Origin of the sequence: Streptomyces sp. NPDC093221 (assembly GCF_044753885.1) — a bacterium.
In the GTDB taxonomy this organism is placed as follows: domain Bacteria; phylum Actinomycetota; class Actinomycetes; order Streptomycetales; family Streptomycetaceae; genus Actinacidiphila.
This window is the reverse complement of the sequence record NZ_JBIVOA010000001.1, coordinates 65,877-84,604: the sequence shown is the minus strand read 5'-3', so window position 1 is coordinate 84,604 and position 18,728 is coordinate 65,877. Positions and strand designations below refer to the sequence as shown.

General features: G+C 69.8%; 11 protein-coding genes. 8 read left to right on the top strand and 3 right to left on the bottom strand.

What is annotated here, in order from left to right; all coding sequences use genetic code 11:
* The first annotated feature begins 29 nt into the window (after nt 1–29).
* Nucleotides 30–1,151, top strand: coding sequence for a peptidoglycan bridge formation glycyltransferase FemA/FemB family protein (locus ACIQCJ_RS00365; protein ID WP_355336650.1), 1,122 nt, complete (start codon nt 30–32; stop codon nt 1,149–1,151).
* 81 nt (nt 1,152–1,232) lie between these two features.
* Nucleotides 1,233–2,273 carry an alanine racemase gene (locus tag ACIQCJ_RS00360; RefSeq protein WP_401851313.1) on the top strand — a complete coding sequence of 347 codons (1,041 nt, stop codon included), beginning with the start codon at nt 1,233–1,235 and terminating at the stop codon, nt 2,271–2,273.
* Nucleotides 2,274–2,318: 45 nt separating this feature from the next.
* On the opposite strand, the gene ACIQCJ_RS00355 is transcribed toward ACIQCJ_RS00360, so the two are convergent.
* Together ACIQCJ_RS00355 and ACIQCJ_RS00350 are read right to left on the bottom strand one after the other, a co-directional pair.
* On the bottom strand, nt 2,319–3,878 hold the full coding sequence (locus tag ACIQCJ_RS00355) for a glycosyltransferase family 87 protein (RefSeq protein WP_402710240.1): 1,560 nt from the start codon (nt 3,876–3,878) through the stop codon (nt 2,319–2,321).
* Between the two features lie 107 nt (nt 3,879–3,985).
* Nucleotides 3,986–6,760: a transglycosylase domain-containing protein gene (locus ACIQCJ_RS00350; protein WP_402710239.1), complete on the bottom strand. Its 2,775-nt coding sequence runs from the start codon at nt 6,758–6,760 to the stop codon at nt 3,986–3,988.
* A gap of 413 nt (nt 6,761–7,173) precedes the next feature.
* On the opposite strand from ACIQCJ_RS00350, the gene ACIQCJ_RS00345 reads away from it, so the two are divergent.
* The 4 genes from ACIQCJ_RS00345 (at nt 7,174) to ACIQCJ_RS00330 (ending at nt 11,243) form a co-directional block, all read left to right on the top strand.
* Complete coding sequence (locus tag ACIQCJ_RS00345; RefSeq protein WP_355336653.1) at nt 7,174–7,818, top strand: PadR family transcriptional regulator; 645 nt, start codon at nt 7,174–7,176, stop codon at nt 7,816–7,818.
* A gap of 23 nt (nt 7,819–7,841) precedes the next feature.
* On the top strand, nt 7,842–8,924 hold the full coding sequence (locus ACIQCJ_RS00340) for an inositol-3-phosphate synthase (protein WP_391042031.1): 1,083 nt from the start codon (nt 7,842–7,844) through the stop codon (nt 8,922–8,924).
* Nucleotides 8,925–9,073: 149 nt separating this feature from the next.
* On the top strand, nt 9,074–10,342 hold the full coding sequence (locus ACIQCJ_RS00335; RefSeq protein WP_391042029.1) for an MFS transporter: 1,269 nt from the start codon (nt 9,074–9,076) through the stop codon (nt 10,340–10,342).
* 43 nt (nt 10,343–10,385) lie between these two features.
* Entirely contained in the window at nt 10,386–11,243 is an 858-nt protein-coding gene (locus ACIQCJ_RS00330; RefSeq protein ID WP_402710238.1) for a hypothetical protein, read from the top strand.
* Nucleotides 11,244–11,410: 167 nt separating this feature from the next.
* On the opposite strand, the gene ACIQCJ_RS00325 is transcribed toward ACIQCJ_RS00330, so the two are convergent.
* Complete coding sequence (locus tag ACIQCJ_RS00325; RefSeq protein WP_402710237.1) at nt 11,411–12,826, bottom strand: CCA tRNA nucleotidyltransferase; 1,416 nt, start codon at nt 12,824–12,826, stop codon at nt 11,411–11,413.
* Between the two features lie 307 nt (nt 12,827–13,133).
* Between ACIQCJ_RS00325 and ACIQCJ_RS00320 the strand changes: the two genes are divergently transcribed.
* Entirely contained in the window at nt 13,134–15,491 is a 2,358-nt protein-coding gene (locus ACIQCJ_RS00320) for a DUF6049 family protein (protein WP_391158845.1), read from the top strand.
* Nucleotides 15,492–15,559: 68 nt separating this feature from the next.
* Entirely contained in the window at nt 15,560–18,106 is a 2,547-nt protein-coding gene (gene murJ, locus ACIQCJ_RS00315) for a murein biosynthesis integral membrane protein MurJ (protein WP_402710236.1), read from the top strand.
* Nucleotides 18,107–18,728 lie beyond the last annotated feature (622 nt).

Below are 18,728 nucleotides of genomic sequence, written 5' to 3'. Positions count from 1 at the left end.
GTTCGTCGTGAGTTTGGGGAGCGCCCCGCATGAGCCTGACCCTGAGGACCATCAGCCGCGAGCAGCATCTGGCGTACATCCAGAGCCTGCCCTCGGCAAGCCACTGCCAGGTCCCGGCATGGGCTGATGTGAAGTCGGAGTGGCGGTCGGAGAATCTCGGCTGGATCGACGACAGGACCGGCCAGATCGTCGGCGCCGGTCTGGTGCTCTACCGGCAGATCCCGAAGGTCAAGCGGTACCTGGCGTATCTGCCCGAGGGCCCGGTCATCAACTGGTACGCGCCCAACCTGGACGAGTGGCTGAAGCCGATGCTCGCCCACCTCAAGCAGCAGGGCGCCTTCACCGTGAAGATGGGCCCGCCGGTGATCATCCGCCGGTGGGAGGCGAACACCATCAAGACCGGCATCGCCGACCAGGACGTCAAGCGGCTGCGCGACGTGGAGGCCGACTTCATCGAACCGCGTGCCTTCGAGGTCGCGGACAAGCTGCGCCGGATGGGCTGGCAGCAGGGCGAGGACGGCGGCGCGGGCTTCGGCGACGTACAGCCGCGCTACGTGTACCAGGTCCCGCTGGAGAACCGTTCGCTGGACGACATCCTCAAGGGCTTCAACCAGCTCTGGCGGCGCAACATCAAGAAGGCCGAGAAGGCCGGTGTCGAGGTGGTCCAGGCCGGCTACGACGACCTGCCGACCTGGCAGAAGCTCTACGAGGTGACGGCCGAGCGCGACCACTTCAGGCCGCGCCCGCTGTCGTACTTCCAGCGGATGTGGACCTCGCTGAACGCCGAGGACCCCAACCGCATGCGGCTCTACCTGGCGGTGCACGAGGGCGAGGCGGTCGCCGCGGCGACGATGCTGACCGTCGGCCGGCACGTCTGGTACTCCTACGGCGCCTCGGCGAACCACAAGCGTGAGGTGCGCCCGTCCAACGCGATGCAGTGGCGGATGCTGCGGGACGCGTACGCGATGGGCGCCAGCGTCTACGATCTGCGCGGAATCAGCGATTCCCTGGACGAGAACGACCATTTGTTCGGTCTGATTCAGTTCAAGGTGGGCACGGGCGGGCAGGCTGCCGAATACTTGGGCGAGTGGGATTTCCCGCTCAACAAGCTGCTCCACAAGGCGCTCGACATCTACATGTCGCGTCGCTGACCCCGGGCCCGCGCATGGGCCACGACAAGGCCCGCGCGCGGCCCGCCGAAGGCTCGCTCAAGGAAAGGTCCCGACCAGGCCATGGCCCTCACCCTGTACGTCGACACCGCACGCTGGCGTGCACACCACCAGTCCGTGGTGGACCAGTTCCCCGGCATCGTGCCGGTATGCAAGGGGAACGGGTACGGCTTCGGCCATGAGCGCCTCGCCGACGAGGCGACCCGGCTGCGCGCCGACATGCTCGCCGTCGGCACGACGTACGAGGCCGCCCGGATCAAGGACTACTTCAGCGGCGACCTGCTGGTGCTGACCCCGTACCGGCTGGGCGAGGAGCCGGTGCCGCTGCCGGACCGGGCGATCCGCTCGGTGTCCTCGGTGGAGGGTGTGCGCGGTCTGGTCGGCGCGCGGGTGGTCATCGAGGTGATGAGCAGCATGCGCCGGCACGGCGTGGCCGAGGACGACCTGGTCAAGCTGCACACGGCGATAGACGACGTACGCCTGGAGGGTTTCGCGATCCACCTGCCGCTGGACCGCACCGACGGTACGGACGCGGTCGAGGAGGTCTTCGCCTGGATGGAGCGGCTGCGGGCGGCCCGGCTGCCGCTGCACACGATGTTCGTCAGCCACCTCAAGGCGGCCGAACTGGCGCAGCTCAGGCAGCAGTTCCCGCAGACCAGGTTCCGGGCGCGGATCGGCACCCTGATGTGGCTCGGCGACCACGACGCGACGGAGTACCGCGGCGCGGTGCTCGACGTCACGCGGATCGTCAAGGGCGACCGATACGGCTACCGGCAGGAGAAGTCGGCCGCCGACGGCCATCTGGTGGTCGTGGCGGGCGGCACCTCGCACGGTGTGGGCCTGGAGGCGCCGAAGGCGCTGCACGGTCTGATGCCGCGGGCCAAGGGGGTCGCGCGGGCGGGCCTGGCGACCGTCAACCGCAATCTGTCGCCGTTCGTGTGGGCGGGCAAGCAGCGCTGGTTCGCGGAGCCGCCGCACATGCAGGTGTCGATCCTGTTCCTGCCGGGTGACGTGGCGCCGCCCGCGGTGGGCGACGAGCTGGTGGCGCACCTGCGGCACACCACGACCCAGTTCGACCGGGTCGTGGACCGCCACCCGTCGTAGGACGCCTGTCGCGCCCTTCTCTGCTGGGCTGGCTTCTCCAGTCGTCTAGTCCTTCTCGTCCACCGCGGGCGAAGTTGCCGTGGGCGAAGGCGTCGTGGGCGCGGTGTCCGTCGGCATCGTGGTACCCCACTCGACCCGCTGTCCGGCGAAGGGCGCCGCGTGCCGCGGCTCGTGGTGGACGGCGCCGAGCACGAACACGTCCTCCGCGCCGTCCAGGATTCCGCCCGAGGGGTCGTCGTCGCCGTCCTGCCGCAGTACGTCGTGCTGCGGCAGGAGGATGTCGCGGATGACCATGCCGCACAGGTAGAGCGTGCCGAGCAGGTGCACGGCGATGGCGAGGTGGTAGCCGTCGGCGGACAGACCGTGGTGCTTGGTGCCGCCGGTGACGTACGCGAGCTGCATCCAGATGCCGATGAAGTACAGCACCTCGGCGCCCTGCCAGATCAGCAGGTCGCGCCAGCGCGGGCGGGCGAGCACGGCGAGCGGGAGCAGCCACAGCACGTACTGCGGCGAGTAGACCTTGTTGCTGATCACCAGCGCCGCCACCAGCAGGAAGGCGAGCTGTGCGAAGCGCGGGCGGCGCGGGGCGTACAGCGCGAGGGCGGCGATCCCGGCGCACAGCAGCAGCATCAGGGCGGCCACGTACGCGCTCACGCCGGTCAGCGGGTTGCCGGTGCGCTGCATGACGATCAGCCACAGCGAGCCGTAGTCGACGCCGCGGGTGCGGCTGAAGCTGTAGAACTCCGACCAGCCGTGCCGGGCGAGCAGGATCACCGGGCCGTTGACCACCAGCCAGGACAGGACGGCGCCGCCGAGCGCCGTGCCGAAGGCCCGTAGCCGCCCGGCGCGCAGGCACAGCAGGAACAGCGCGAGCAGCAGCAGGACGGGGTAGAGCTTGGCCGCGGTGGCCAGGCCGATCAGGATGCCCGCGGCCAGCGGTCGGCTGCGGGCCCACAGCAGCATGCCGACGGCGGTCAGGGCGACGGCGAACAGGTCCCAGTTGATGGTCGCGGTGAGCGCGAGCGCGGGGGACAGGGCGATGAGCAGGCCGTCCCAGGGGCGCCGCCGCTGGGTGCGCGCCACGCACGTGACGAGGACGACCGCGCAGATCATCAGCATCGCGGAGTTCACGATCCAGTAGATCTGCGCGCGGTGCTGGAGGTCGCCGCCGTGCGGGGTCAACCAGGAGGCGACCTCCATGAACAGGCCGGTGAGCACCGGGTACTCGAGGTAGTGGAAGCCGCTGCCGGAGACCGAGTCCGGGATGCGGTCGAAGTACGGGACCAGGTCGGTGGCGAAGCCGCGCTGCGAGTACAGGTGCGGGATGTCGGAGTAGCAGGCGTGGATGTACTGCGGGGAGCCGCCCTGGAACCAGCCGCCGGAGTAGCAGGACGCTTTCTGCGCCATGCCGAGGGCGAACATCCCGATGACGACGAGCACCATCACGCGGACCGGGTTCCACCAGCGGTAACCGCCGGAGCGGGCCCACCGCCCGGTGGGCCCGCCCAGGAACTCACTGCCGGCCGCGGCGACCGGGTCCTCGTCGGAGGGTCGCACGGGGAGCTCTCGCCGGTCGGCCTCTTCGCGGTCGCGCACGCTCGTCATGGCGAACATCCTGCCGTACCGGTCTGTGTGAGCGAGAGTCCCCGGGGACACCAACCGTCGCTGTCTGCTGTCAGCGACGGTTGGTGTCCCCCGTCAGCCGCCGTCCGTCATCCTCCGTCGCCGGGTTTGCGGGTGGACGTTCCGCCGCTGTTGCCTCCGCCGCCGCCCGGTCCTCCGGTGCTGCCCGACGTGGTCGGGGTGTCGCTCGGCGTCGGCGTGTTGCAGGTCTGGTCCCACGGCAGGCACGGGCCGCTCGGCGTGGTGGGCGGCGTGGTGGGCGGCGTCGTCGGCGGGGTGGTCGGCGGCGTCGTCGTGGTGGGCGGCGGGGTGGTCGCGGTGTCGGTCGGGCTCGGCGGCGGCGTCGTCATGGACGGCGTCGGCGACGGGGCGCCGGGCTCGTTCTGCGGTTCGCCGATCTTGCTGGCGTCCGGGAAGCCGGGGTCCTCGGAGTTGCCGAGGGCGGCCTTCATGTAGTCGGTCCAGATGGTGGCCGGCAGGTCACCACCGTGGATGGAGGAGTTGCCGCCGGTGCCGGACATCGGCAGCAGCTTCTTGGCCTTGGTGTCCTGGCGGAACATCACCACGGACGTGGAGAGCTGCTGGGTGTAGCCGACGAACCACGCGGACCGGGTGCCGCCGGGGCTGTCGGTGGTACCGGTCTTGCCCGCCGCGGTACGGCCCAGGGCCTTGGCCTTGGTGCCGGTGCCGTTCTCGACCACGTTCTGGAGGACCTTGGTGACGTTGTTGGCGATGTTGTCCGGCAGCGCCTGCTTGGGCTTGGGCCGCGAGAAGCCGTCGATCTGGTCACCGTTGTGGATCACCTTGGTGACCGAGTACGGGTCCACCTGCACGCCGGATTTGGCGAAGGTGGCGTACGCGTCGGCCATCCGGATCGCGCTGGGCGTGGACGTACCGATCGAGAACGACGGCACCATGGTGGCCATGCTCTCGTCGAGCAGGCCCACGCTCTCCGCCGTCGCCTTGACCTTGGGCAGGCCGACGTCCTCGCCGAGCTGGACGAACGGGGTGTTGATCGAGTTCTGCATGGCCTTGGTCAGCGTGACGTAGCCGTGCTTGATCGAGTCCTCGTTCTTCTGCCGGAACGGCTTGTTCTCCTTGTCGAGGACCACATTGCCGTCGTGGTCCTTGATCACCAGCAGGTCGTTGGCGTTGTACTTGCTGTCCGGCGTGATGGGCTTGCCGTCGCTGTGGTTGGTGCCGTACATCATGGCCGCGGAGAGCACGAACGGCTTGAAGGTCGAGCCGACCGGCACACCGGCGGTGTTGGCGTTGTTGTTGAACTCGTTGTGCTCGTAGCCCTCGCCGCCGTAGATGGCCACGATCTTGCCGTCGCCCGGCACCACGGAGGCGGCGCCGAACTGCACATTGCTGTCCGCGTCCGTGCCCTTGTAGTCGGGGTCGTCGCCCAGGTACTTGTGCGAGCCGCCGGGCTTGATGTTCGCCTTGCGGACCGCCTCGACGGACTTCTTCAGGGCGTTGACCTTGGCCTTGTCGAAGGTCGTGTAGATCTGGTATCCGCCCAGGTCAAGGTCCTTCTGGGTGATCTTCGGCGAGGAGTGCGTGGTGACGTAGTTGTTCACCGTGTCGACCAGGTAGCTGATCTGACCGCTCATGCCCGCCTGCACCTTCAACCCCTGGGGCATCGGGTACTTGGTGTACTTGGCGCGCTCGGTCGCCGTCATGTGGCCGTACTTGACCTCCTGGTCGAGGATCCAGGCCCAGCGCTGCGTGGAGCGCTTGGTGTTGGCCTCGGCGGTGGCCGACGTGTCGATGTTGGTGGCGCCTATCGGGTCGTAGTACGTCGGGCCCTTGAGCAACGCCGCCAGGAAGGCGCACTGGCTGGGGTCGAGCTTGACCGCGTCCACGCCGTAGTACGTCTGCGCGGCGGCCTGGAGACCGTAGGCGCCGCGGCCGAAGTACGAGGTGTTCAGGTAGCCGGTGATGATGTCGTTCTTGCCGACCTTCGCGCCGACCTTTATGGAGATGAACAGCTCTTTGAACTTCCGGCTGACCGTCTGCGACTGGTCGAGCATCGAGTTCTTCACGTACTGCTGGGTGATGGTCGAGCCGCCCTGCGTCTCGCCGCCCTTGGCCATGTTGAACAGCGCGCGGGTGATGCCCATCGGGTCGACACCGGAGTCGGTCTCGAAGGTCTTGTTCTCGGCCGAGATCACCGCGTAGCGCATGGCCTTGGGGATCTGGTCGTATGTGATGTTCTGCCGGTTGAAGTCACCGCCGGTGGCGACCATGCGGGTGCCGTCGGCCCAGTAGTAGACATTGTTCTGGGCGACGGCCGCCTTGTTCTCGTCGGGGATGTCGACCATGGCGTACGCGATGCCCGCGATGCCGACCAGGGTGCCGACGAAGCCGATGCACAGCGCGGTGACCTGGCGCCAGGAGGGCACCCAGTGCCGCCAGCCCTGCTTGCCGAAGCGCGGGTAGTCGATGAAGCGCTTCTTGGCGGGCCTGCGGCCTCCCCGGCCCGCGGGGCCGCCGGGTTCACCGGGGCCGCCGGTGCCTCTGCGGCGACCGCCGCCGTTGCCGTTGCCGCCACCGCCGCGTCCCTGGGCGGCGCGGCGGGCCGCGGCGCGTCCTTCATAGGGGACACCGGGGCCGCCGGTGCCGGAAGGGGAACCGCTGGGCACGCCGCCGGGAGGGCCGGGGGGACGGCCGGGTACGGCGCCCGGGGTACCGCCGGGCGGCGTACCGCCACTGGGCATACCGCTAGGGGACCCGGCGGGGGGGCCGCCGGCCGCGCGTCGGCCGCCTGACGCAGGGGGCGTCGGCTGCTGTCCCCCGCGCCTGGCGGCAGCACGGCCGCCGGAGGGCGACTGCGGCGGCTTGCGACGGTGCTCGCTCATGAACAGCTACTCCTCGACAGGCGGGATCGCCTGCAGGCATCGATGACATTCCGGTCTGTCCCCCTGAGTGCGGCTGTGTCAGGCCGCACTGCACCCAGGACCAAGACGCACGCCGACGTCCCAGGGTTCCCGGTGCTCTGCATGGCGAACAGAGTACGCACGGTCAAAAGACGCACGATGCGAGCGTTCATCACATAACGGACGGTTGACGCCTCACAGGTTTCATGTTGTGACACCCGCTGTGACGGCGGTCACCGCGGACCGCCTTGCATGATGTGTCGAACCGTTCTATCGTCCCGATGTATCGACTCGATACATCGCACCGACACATCGCTCCGATGCATCGTGCGGAGGCATCGGGTCGGCACACAGTACGGGACAGCGGCGACCGGCCGGAACGAGGGGACGAGGGATTGAGCAAGCGCTCCGGAATCCTCGAATTCGCGGTTCTCGGTCTGCTGCGCGAGTCCCCTATGCACGGCTACGAGCTGCGCAAGCGGCTCAACACCTCGCTCGGGGTGTTCCGCGCCTTCAGCTACGGCAGTCTTTATCCCTGCCTGAAGACGCTGGTCACTCAGGGGTGGCTGATCGAGGAGTCGGTGGTGGACAGCGATCCGCCCGCGACACCCCTCGCCGGCCGCCGGGCGAAGATCGTCTACCGGCTGACGGCCGCGGGCAAGGAGCACTTCGAGGAGCTGCTCGCCCACTCCGGCCCGGACGCCTGGGAGGACGAGCACTTCGCCGCTCGCTTCGCCTTCTTCGGGCAGACGTCGAAGGACGTCAGGATGCGGGTCCTCGAGGGGCGGCGCAGCCGCCTCGAGGAACGGCTGGAGAAGATGCGCGCCTCACTCGTGCGCACCCGCGAACGGCTCGACGACTACACGCTCGAGCTTCAGCGGCACGGCATGGAATCGGTGGAGCGCGAGGTCCGCTGGCTCAATGAGCTGATCGAGACCGAGCGGGCCGGACGCAGCACCACGCGCCCGGACTCCGAGCAGGACACACACGACAACAACCAAGAGAACGGCGGCCGACCCGAAAACCGGGGAACCGCGTGACGATTACACAGGGAGCAACCGGTATGGGTTCGGTTCGCGTAGCCATCGTTGGCGTAGGCAACTGCGCCGCGTCGCTGGTGCAGGGTGTCGAGTACTACAAGGACGCCGACCCGGACAGCAAGGTGCCTGGTCTCATGCACGTGCAGTTCGGCGACTACCACGTACGTGACGTCGAGTTCGTGGCCGCCTTCGATGTCGACGCGAAGAAGGTCGGCCTCGACCTCGCGGACGCCATCGGGGCCAGCGAGAACAACACGATCAAGATCTGCGACGTCCCGCAGAGCGGTGTGACCGTCCAGCGCGGCCACACCAACGACGGTCTCGGCAAGTACTACCGGGAGACGATCGAGGAGTCCACCGAGGCCCCGGTCGACATCGTCCAGGTCCTCAAGGACCGCCAGGTCGACGTCCTCGTCTGCTACCTGCCCGTCGGCTCCGAGGTCGCGGCCAAGTACTACGCGCAGTGCGCCATCGACGCGAAGGTCGCCTTCGTCAACGCCCTCCCGGTCTTCATCGCCGGCACCAAGGAGTGGGCGGACAAGTTCACCGAGGCCGGTGTGCCGATCGTCGGTGACGACATCAAGTCCCAGGTGGGCGCCACCATCACGCACCGCGTGATGGCGAAGCTCTTCGAGGACCGCGGTGTCCTGCTGGAGCGCACCATGCAGCTCAACGTGGGCGGCAACATGGACTTCAAGAACATGCTCGAGCGCGAGCGCCTGGAGTCCAAGAAGATCTCCAAGACGCAGGCCGTCACCTCGCAGATCGTGGACCGTGAGCTGGGCGCCAAGAACGTCCACATCGGCCCGTCGGACTACGTGCAGTGGCTGGACGACCGCAAGTGGGCGTACGTCCGCCTCGAGGGCCGCGCCTTCGGCGACGTCCCGCTGAACCTGGAGTACAAGCTGGAGGTCTGGGACTCCCCGAACTCCGCCGGTGTCATCATCGACGCGCTGCGCGCGGCGAAGATCGCCAAGGACCGCGGTATCGGCGGCCCGATCCTGTCGGCGTCCTCGTACTTCATGAAGTCCCCGCCGGTGCAGTACTTCGACGACGAGGCCCGCGACAACGTGGAGAAGTTCATCCGCGGCGAGGTCGAGCGCTGACCGGCTGAGCCGGACAACGCCGCGTCCGGCGGCACGGTGCCACAGCGTCACCGCGGGACCGCACCGCCGCAGGACGGCACCACCGCAGTACCAAGGAAAGGCCCCGGGTCGCGTGCCCGGGGCCTTCCGCGTCATGTGAGGCTGTGACCATGGCTGTTGTGCGCGATCTTCGCGTGCTGCTGCGGCTGTCGGGCTTCCGGCGGCTGCTCGCGGTGCGCCTGCTGTCCCAATTCTCCGACGGCGTCTTCCAGGTCGCGCTGGCCGCCTATGTCGTCTTCTCGCCCGAGAAACAGACCTCGCCCGGCGCCATCGCCTCCGCCATGGCCGTACTGCTGCTGCCGTACTCGCTGCTCGGCCCGTTCACCGGCGTGCTGCTCGACCGCTGGCGGCGCAGGCAGGTGCTGCTCTCCTGCAATCTGCTGCGGGCGGTGCTGTCCTGCGGGACGGCCGCGCTGATCCTGCTGCACGTGCCGGACTGGCTGTTCTATCTCTCCGCCCTGTCGGTCACCGCCGTCAACCGCTTCGTGCTCGCGGGGCTGTCCGCCGCGCTGCCGCGGGTCGTGGACGCCGAGCGGCTGGTGATCGCCAACTCCCTGTCCCCGACGGCCGGGACGCTCGCGGCGACCGCGGGCGGCGGCGTCGCCTTCGTCGTGCACCTCTTCCTGCCCGAGGGCGCCGGGGCCAACGCGGCGACCGTGCTGCTCGGCGCGGGCGTCTATCTGGTGGCGGGGCTGTCCGCGCTGACGCTGGGCCGCGACCGGCTCGGGCCCGATCCCTCCGAGGTGCGGCAGCGGCTGCGCACGGCGCTCGCGGGCACCGCGCAGGGCCTGGCCGACGGGTGGCGGCATCTGCGCCAACGGCCCGCGGCGCGACGGGCGATGGGCGCGGTGACGGCGATGCGCTTCTGCTACGGCGCCCTGACCGTCACCTTGCTGATGCTCAGCCGCTACACCTGGTCCGACCCCTCGGACACCGACGCCGGTCTTGCCCTGCTCGGCCTGGCGGTCGGCCTGTCCGCGGCCGGATTCTTCACCGCGGCGGTCTTCACCCCGTGGGCCACCGGCCGCTTCGGCACCGGCGGCTGGATCACCGTGTGCGCCGCCGCGTCCGCCGTGCTGCTGCTCCCGCTGGCGCTCCCGTTCGCCGTCGGACCGATGATGGTCGCGGCCTTCGTACTGGGCTTCACCATGCAGGGCGCGAAGATCGCCACCGACACCGTGGTGCAGACCGACGTCCAGGACTCCTACCGCGGGCGCGTCTTCTCCCTCTACGATGTCGCCTTCAACGTCGCCTTCGTAGGCGCCGCGGCGGTCTCCGCCCTGATGCTGCCGCCCGACGGCCGTTCCCCAGCGCTGATCACCGTCCTCGCCCTGCTCTACGCCGGGGTGGCCGCCACGATGACCCGACTCCGCTCCTGACCCCGGCGTCGCGCCGGGACGCACACCACACATGGGGGAAACCGTGGCTACTCCGCCACCTCCTGGCCGCAATCCCTACGGCCAGCCGTACGCACAGCAGACAGCACCGCCTCCGCCCGCGCCTCCGCAGCAGGGACAGAACCCGTACGGCCAGAACCCCTACGGCCAGAATCCGTACGGGCAGCATCCGTACGGGCAGGGCCAGCCGGGCCAGAACCCGTACGGGCCGCCGCAGGGCCAGGGGCAGCAGCCGTTCGGCTACCCGCAGACCGGGCCGCAGACGGCGCCGGACGGCGGCCCGGCGTGCACCTTCTGCGGGGGCTTCCCGGCCGTGCAGGCCACCGTCCGCGGCCACCAGGGCTTCCTGATCATCATGCGCTTCCTGAAGCGACGGGCGAACTACTGCCGCACCTGCGGGATAGCCACGCACCGGGAGATGACCACCAAGACGCTGTGGCAGGGCTGGTGGAGCATCGCCTCGTTCGTCATCACGCCGATCACGGTGCTGATCAACCTCGGGCCGCGCGGCAAGTTCAACAAGCTGCCCGCGCCCAGCGGCGGCTTCGGACCGCCCATGAACCCGGGCAAGCCGATCTTCCTGCGCGGCGGCGCGTACGTCATGCTGGCGCCGCTGCTGGTGCTCGCCCTCATCGTCGCGGGAGTCGCGATGGGCGGCAACGACGCGAATTCGGCGTCCGCCGGTGACTGCGTCAGCAAGAGCGGCTCCGACTCCGACCCGACCCTGAAGGTCGTCGACTGCACGTCGGGCTCGGCCGCGTACCGCGTCGTGGAGCGGCACGGCGGCAAGCACTACAGAGACGCCTGCTCCAACGGCGACGCCGAGTACGACCACTCGGGGCGCGGCGGCGACTACGCGCTCTGCCTGACGCGCGTGGGCTGACGTCCTTGAGCTGACGTCCTTGAGCTGACGTCCTTGAGCTGATGGCGCCATGCCGATGCCTTTGAGCTGACGCCGATGTTCCACGTGGAACATCGCGTTCGGCGAGACGGCGGAGGGGCGATGTTCCACGTGGAACATCGCCCCTCCGCCGTTTCACGCCGCCGTTCTCACTGCTGCTCGGACCACCACGTCTTGAGCGCGGCGATCGCCTCGTCCTCGGTCATCGGGCCGTTCTCCAGCCGGAGTTCCAGCATGTACTGGTACGCCTTGCCGACCAGGGGGCCGGGGGGGACGCCCAGGATCGACATGATCTGGTTGCCGTCGAGGTCGGGCCGGATCGCGTCCAGCTCCTCGCGCTCCTGGAGTTCGGCGATGCGCGCTTCCAGGGCGTCGTAGGTGCGGGACAGGGCGGCTGCCTTGCGCTTGTTGCGGGTCGTGCAGTCCGAACGGGTCAGCTTGTGCAGCCGGGAGAGCTGCGGGCCCGCGTCGCGGACGTAGCGGCGTACGGCCGAGTCGGTCCACTCGCCGCTGCCGTATCCGTGGAAGCGCAGGTGCAGCTCGACCAGCCGGGAGACGTCCTTCACCAGATCGTTGGGGTACTTGAGCTGGGTCAGCCGGGCCTTGGTCAGCTTCGCGCCCACCATCTCGTGGTGGTGGAAGGAGACCCGGCCGTCGGTCTCGAAGCGGCGCGTCTTCGGCTTGCCGATGTCGTGGAGCAGCGCGGCCAGCCGCAGGACGAGGTCCGGCCCGTCGGTCTCCAGGTCGATCGCCTGCTCCAGCACGGTCAGCGAGTGCTCGTAGACGTCCTTGTGCCGGAAGTGCTCGTCGCGCTCCAGACGCAGCGCGGACAGCTCGGGCAGCACCAGATCGGCCAGCCCGGTGTCGACCAGCAGCCGCAGCCCCTTGCGCGGGTGGTCGGACAGGATCAGCTTGTTCAGCTCGTCCCTGATCCGCTCGGCGGAGACGATGCCGATCCGGTCGGCCATCGCCGACATCGCGGCGACCACCTCGGGCGCGACCTCGAAGTCGAGCTGCGCGGCGAAGCGGGCGACCCGCAGCATCCGCAGCGGGTCGTCGGAGAACGACGACTCCGGGGTGCCGGGCGTACGCAGCCGCCGCGCCGCCAGATCGTCCAGGCCGCCGTACGGATCGACGAAGTCGCCCTCGGGGAGCGCGACCGCCATCGCGTTCACCGTGAAGTCCCGGCGGACCAGGTCGTCCTCGATGGTGTCGCCGTAGGACACCTCCGGCTTGCGCGAGGTCCGGTCGTACGCCTCGGAGCGGTACGTCGTCACCTCGATCTGGAAGCTGTCCTTCATCGCGCCGACCGTGCCGAAGGCGATGCCGACCTCCCACACCGAGTCCGCCCACGACCGCAGGATCTTCAGCACCTGCTCGGGGCGGGCGTCGGTGGTGAAGTCGAGGTCGTTGCCGAGCCTGCCCAGCAGGGTGTCCCGGACGGAGCCGCCGACGAGGGCGAGCCGGAATCCGGCGTCGCGGAATCGGTGGCCGAGTTCCTCGGCGACGGGCGCGACCTGGTGGCGGGCCCGCGGGGTCTGAGCGGCATTGTTGGCATTCGGCACAACGTAAAAGGGTACGGGTCCGCGGAGCCCACGGCTGCCGGGTTTCCCCGCGGGACCGCGTCGCGGGCGCATATGGCGCGCGTCCCGAGGGCATACCGCCCGGTTCCGGACCTCGGCGGACCCCGGCGGGGCATCGGCCGGACCCCGGCCAGATCTCGACTGGGCCGCATCGGGCCTCTTCCCCGGACTCCGCAGCACTTTGGCACAGCGCCGATCGTTAACATGCCAGCACGCACATCAGATGGGCGCGGACCGACGACCACCGTCGCCCGCCCGTCGACATCCGACACGAGGGACGGGCGAACGCGTGGGCGAGGCGGCACAGGCACCCGGAAGACCCCCGTCGGCGCGCTCGCCGCGTCTGCTGCGGGCGGTCGCCCTGATCGCCGCGGGCACGCTGCTCACCGGGCTGCTCCAGGTCGTCCAGACGCTCCAGGCGCCGGGCGCGCAGGCCGCCGTCGGCAGCGGCTCGCGCACCGCCGCGGTGGCGCTGAACAAGGTCGACCCCCGCGTCCCCGCCAAGGACGGCTCCGTCACCGTGTCCGGCACGGTGACCAACAACGGCAAGACGACGATCACCGGCGCCCGGATGGGCGTCAGGGTCGCCCCGGACGGCCCCCTGACGTCCCTCAGCGCGATGAAGAGCGCCCAGGACCGTACCGGTTACACCAGCTACCTGGACGGCTCGGAGATCGACGGCCACACGGTCGACCTCCCGAAGATCCCGGCCGGGCAGAGCCAGCCCTTCTCCCTCAAGGTCCCGGTGAAGTCCCTGGGCTTCGACGCCTCGGGCGTCTACCAGCTCGGCGTGGCGCTGGACGGCGAGACGTCCGCGGAGCCCGGCGAGCACGTCCTGGGCATCAAGCGCACCTTCCTGCCCTGGTACGACACCAACACCACCACCGCGAAGGCCACGCAGATCACCTACCTGTGGCCGCTCACCGACCGGCCGCACGTGGCCGCCCGCGGCGACACCGACTCCCAGCAGAGCCCGATCTTCCTCGACGACGACCTCGCCAAGGAGCTGTCCCCCGGCGGGCGGCTCCAGGTGATGGTCGACCTGGCCAAGTCGCTGCCGGTGACCTGGATCATCGACCCCGACCTGCTCGCCTCGATCGACTTCATGACCAAGCCGTACCGGGTCGCCGGCCCCGGCGGCGACGTCACCCACACCACCGAGGGCACCGGCGGCGCGGTCGCCAAGGCGTGGCTGAACTCGCTCAAGAGCGCTGTCGCGGGCGACCAGGTGATCGCGCTGCCGTTCGCCGACACCGACCTGGCCTCCGTCGCGCACAACGGCCTGCGCGTGCCCGGCACCCTCAACCACCTCAAGACCGCGTCCGAACTGGGCGTGAGCACCCTCGACACCGTCCTCGGCGTCCAGGCCACCTCCGACGTGGCCTGGCCGGTGGACGGGGCCGTCGACCCCGCCATCGTCTCGGTGGCCCGTACCGGCGGCGCGAAGCGGATCGTGGCCCGCAGCGACAGCGTCGGCGAGAGCGATGCGCTCAGCTACACGCCCAACGCGGCCCGACCGATCGGCCACGGGGTGACCGCGGTGGTCGCCGACGCCTCGCTGTCCACCGCGTTCGCGGGCGACATGCTGCGCGCGGAGCCCGCCGATCTCGCCGTGCAGGACTTCGTCGCGCAGACCCTGATGATCACCATGCAGGCGCCGGAGAGGCAGCGCACCATCCTGGTCGCCCCGCAGCGCATGCCCACGGTCTCGCAGGCACAGGCGATGGCCGAGGCGATCGGCACGGTCGGCACGAGCCCGTGGGCCGCCACGGTCGGCTTCGACACCGCCGCCAAGGCCAAGGCCGACCCGGACGCGAACCGCAAGGTGCCGTCGGCGAAGAAGTACCCCAAGGCGCTGCGCAGGCACGAGCTGTCCGTGGGCGCCTTCCAGCAGCTCAGCGAGACACAGACCCATCTCAACGACTTCGTCACCATCCTCACCCGCAAGGACAAGGTGACGGTGCCCTTCGGCAACTCGGTGCTGCGCGCCATGTCGGCCGGCTGGCGCGGCGACCCCGCCGACGCGACCGAGTTCCGCAGTTCGATCGGCGGCTACCTCCAGGACCTGATCAACGCGGTCCGCATCCTGCCCAAGACCACCCTCACCCTCTCCGGCCGCAGCGGGACCATTCCGGTGACGGTGAAGAACGAGCTGAACCAGCCGATCACCAACCTTGTGCTGCGTCTCACGTCGAACACCGACATCCGGCTGGAGATCAAGGACCCGCAGCAGCCGATCGCGATCGACGGCGGCCACACCCGTACCCTGAAGTTCCAGACGTCGGCGAGCGCGAACGGCAAGGTCAGGGTCACCGCGGCACTCTTCACCGCGCAGGGCGTGCTCTACCGCAACAGCAACGCCGTCGAGTTCGACGTCAAGATCACCAAGGTCACCGATCTGGTGATGCTGATCATCGCCGCCGGTCTGCTCCTTCTGGTGCTCGCGGGCGTTCGCATCTACCGTCAGCGGAAGCGGCAGGCAGCCGCGGACAGCGGCGGAGACGGCGGGGACGGTGAGGACGGGGACAACGGCGGCGGGCAGGAGGACGGTGATCCGGGGCAGCCGGGTGACCCTGGCACTGACACCGAGGACACCGGTCGGGAAAGCGTTGAGCTGTCCCCGACGGGTGAGAAGGTGGAGGGATAGCCGGCGGACAATAAGGTGGGGCACTGATGAACGCGCCGTATGACGGTGATCGCGACTCTGCGGGCCAGATGCCTCCATCGCCCGAGCAGCGTCCCTCACCCCCTGACCCGTATCTGCAGAACACCTACGCCTACGACCCGTACCAGCAGCAGGACCCCACCGCGCAGGACCCGGTGGGCGAGGCGCTGTACGACCGCGCCGCGCACCCGCCGCCACCGTACGGGCAGGAGTATCCGCAGCAGCAGCCTTCGGCGTACCCCCAGATGCCGTACGGCGACAACTCCGCGACCCAGTACGTCGGCGTGGACGACCTGGTCGGCGGGTCGCCCCAGGGGCAGCAGGGCGGTCAGGGCCGGCAGGACCCGGGGTACGACGCGTTCGATCACCTCTTCCGCGACCAGCGCGGCGGCGGCGCGCCTGCGCAGCAGCCGCAACAGCCCCAGGCCCCGCAGGCACCCCAGGCCCAGCAGCCCCAGCAGCAGGCCCCGCAGCCGCAGCAGGGGTACGCGCCGCCGCAGGACCCCAGGCAACAGCAGCAGCCGTACCAGCAGCCGGGCCCCGCCCAGTACCAGCAGCCGCAGCACCCCCAGCAGGGGTACGCGTACCCGCAGCAGCAGCCGCAGCAGGGTTATGGCTATCCGCCGCAGCACCAGCAGCAGCCGCCCGGTTACCCGGCGGCGTACGGGCAGGCGCCCGCGCCCGCGGACAACGCCGAGACGGGGTACGCCGAGCCCGCGTACGAGAATCCGGCGTACGGGCAGGCCGCCTACCAGGACCAGCGGTACGCCGACCCGCGGTACGGCTACGCGAATCTGCCGTACCCGAACCAGCAACAGCAGCCCGTGCAGTACGCGTACACGCCCTCGTACATCGGCGAGCCGGTGTCCGCGCTGGACGCCACCGGGCAGATCCCGATCATCCCGGCCGCGCCGCCGATGGCCGCCAGGCCGCCGCGCGCGGCGGAGGCCACCTCCAACACGCGCGCGGGCAACATCCTCAAGTCCAGCGCGCTGATGGCGGCGGGCACCCTGGTGTCCCGCCTCACCGGCTTCGTCCGCACCCTGGTGATCGCCGCCGCGATCGGCGTGGCGACCCTCGGCGACTCGTACGCCGTCGCCAACACGCTGCCGACGATGATCTACATCCTCACCATCGGCGGCGGTCTGAACTCCGTCTTCGTCCCGCAGCTCGTCCGCGCGATGAAGGACGACGACGACGGCGGTACGGCGTACGCGAACCGGCTGCTGACGGTCGTGATGGTGGTGCTCGGCGGCATCGTGGCCGTCACCGTGATCGCGGCCCCGCTGCTGATCCGGCTGATGTCCGCGAAGATCGCCGACAACCCCGACACGTACGACATCGCCATCACCTTCGCCCGCTACTGCCTGCCGACCATCTTCTTCATGGGCGTGCACGTGGTGATGGGCCAGGTGCTCAACGCGCGCGGCAAATTCGGCGCGATGATGTGGACGCCGGTCCTCAACAACATCGTGGTGATCTTCAGCTTCGGCATGTTCATCTGGGTGTACGGCGCCTACAGCACCACCCGGATGGACGCGACGACCATCACTCCCGAGGGCGCGCGGCTGCTCGGCATCGGCACGCTGCTCGGTCTGACCGTGCAGTCGCTGGCGATGCTGCCGTACCTGCGGGACGCGGGCTTCAAGTTCCGGCCGCGCTTCGACTGGCGCGGCCACGGCCTCGGCAAGGCCGCCAAGCTCGCCAAGTGGACGTTCTTCTTCGTGCTGGCGAACCAGGCGGGCCTGATCGTCGTCACCCAGCTCGCCACCTGGGCGGGCGCCAACGCCGACAAGAGCGGCAACCAGGGCACCGGCATCACGGCGTACAACAACGCGCTGCTGATCTGGCAGATGCCCCAGGCGATCATCACCGTCTCGGTGATGGCCGCGGTGCTGCCGAGGATCTCGCGGGCCGCGGCGGACAACGACGTCTCCGCGGTGCGCGACGACATCTCCTACGGTCTGCGCACCTCGGCGGTGGCCATCGTGCCCGCCGCCTTCGCCTTCCTGGCCCTGGGCGTCCCGATGTGCAGCCTGCTCTACGCGAGCACCGGCACCGGTTCCGCGCGCAACATCGGATTCATCCTGATGGCCTTCGGCGCCGGACTGATCCCCTTCTCCGTGCAGTACGTGATCCTCCGCGGGTTCTACGCCTTCGAGGACACGCGCACGCCCTTCTACAACACGGTCATCGTGGCCGCGGTCAACGCGGCGGCGGCGGCCATCTGCTTCGTGGTGCTGCCCGCCCGCTGGGCCGTGGTCGGCATGGCCGCCGCGTACGGCCTCGCGTACGCCGTGGGCGTCGGGGTGGCCGCCAAGCGGCTGCGCTCGCGGCTCGACGGCGACCTGGACGGCAAGCGGGTGGTACGCACCTACGCCCGGCTGACCGGCGCCTGCGTGCCCGCCGCGCTGATCGCGGGGCTGGCCGTCTACGCCGTGCTCGGGGCGCTGGGCAGCGGCGCCGTGGGCTCGCTCGCCGCACTCGTGGTGGGCGGCGGCCTGCTGCTCGGAATCTTCCTCTTCGCGGCCAAGCGGATGAGGATCGAGGAGATGACCGCCATGATCGGCATGGTGCGAGGACGGCTCGGGCGCTGAACGAACCCGTCGCGAAGCGGCGGGCAACCATCACGGTTCGCTGTGTGTCGTGCATAGAGCCGGACTGTGGGCACAATTGTCATCGGCTCGATGTGGGATCGCGCAATGGATGGGGAGGCAGGAACGACGGTGGCGGATCGGAGCACGGCCGCCGTCGGAGTGGCCAATGAGGGTGGCGAGCCCCCGCTCGCCGCCCAGCAGGACGGCGCCACATCCGACGGGACGACGACGGACGACCAGACCAGCAGCAGCGCCGACTCCGGCACACGATCCCAGGACGGGTCGGACGGCACGCAGACCACCGCCGAAACCTCGATGTCGGCCGCGGTCGACGGCGACAGCGCGACCAGCGAGACCGTGGTGGTCGACACCGCGGTGGCCGCGACCGCCGAACTGACCGCGCCCGTGCCCGTGACGGCCCCCGCGTCCTCGCCCACGGCGACGACGAAACTGACGACCGCCGTGCTGCCCGCGGTGCCCCCGTCACCGGAGGAGACCCCCACCGCCGCCCGAGCCTCCACCACGACCTCCCCCGCGCCCTCGGGCACCTCCTCGGGCACCTCCTCGGGCACCTCCTCCGCCAACGCCGCCGCACCGACCGCGGCCAAGCCCGCGACGACGT

Coding starts and splice junctions, on each gene's coding strand:
- ACIQCJ_RS00350 (WP_402710239.1), bottom strand. CDS start 6,760: ATGAGCGAGCACCGTCGCAAGCCGCCGCAGTCGCCCTCCGGCGGCCGT.
- ACIQCJ_RS00355 (WP_402710240.1), bottom strand. CDS start 3,878: ATGACGAGCGTGCGCGACCGCGAAGAGGCCGACCGGCGAGAGCTCCCC.
- ACIQCJ_RS00335 (WP_391042029.1), top strand. CDS start 9,074: ATGGCTGTTGTGCGCGATCTTCGCGTGCTGCTGCGGCTGTCGGGCTTC.
- murJ (WP_402710236.1), top strand. CDS start 15,560: ATGCCTCCATCGCCCGAGCAGCGTCCCTCACCCCCTGACCCGTATCTG.
- ACIQCJ_RS00365 (WP_355336650.1), top strand. CDS start 30: ATGAGCCTGACCCTGAGGACCATCAGCCGCGAGCAGCATCTGGCGTAC.
- ACIQCJ_RS00340 (WP_391042031.1), top strand. CDS start 7,842: ATGGGTTCGGTTCGCGTAGCCATCGTTGGCGTAGGCAACTGCGCCGCG.
- ACIQCJ_RS00360 (WP_401851313.1), top strand. CDS start 1,233: ATGGCCCTCACCCTGTACGTCGACACCGCACGCTGGCGTGCACACCAC.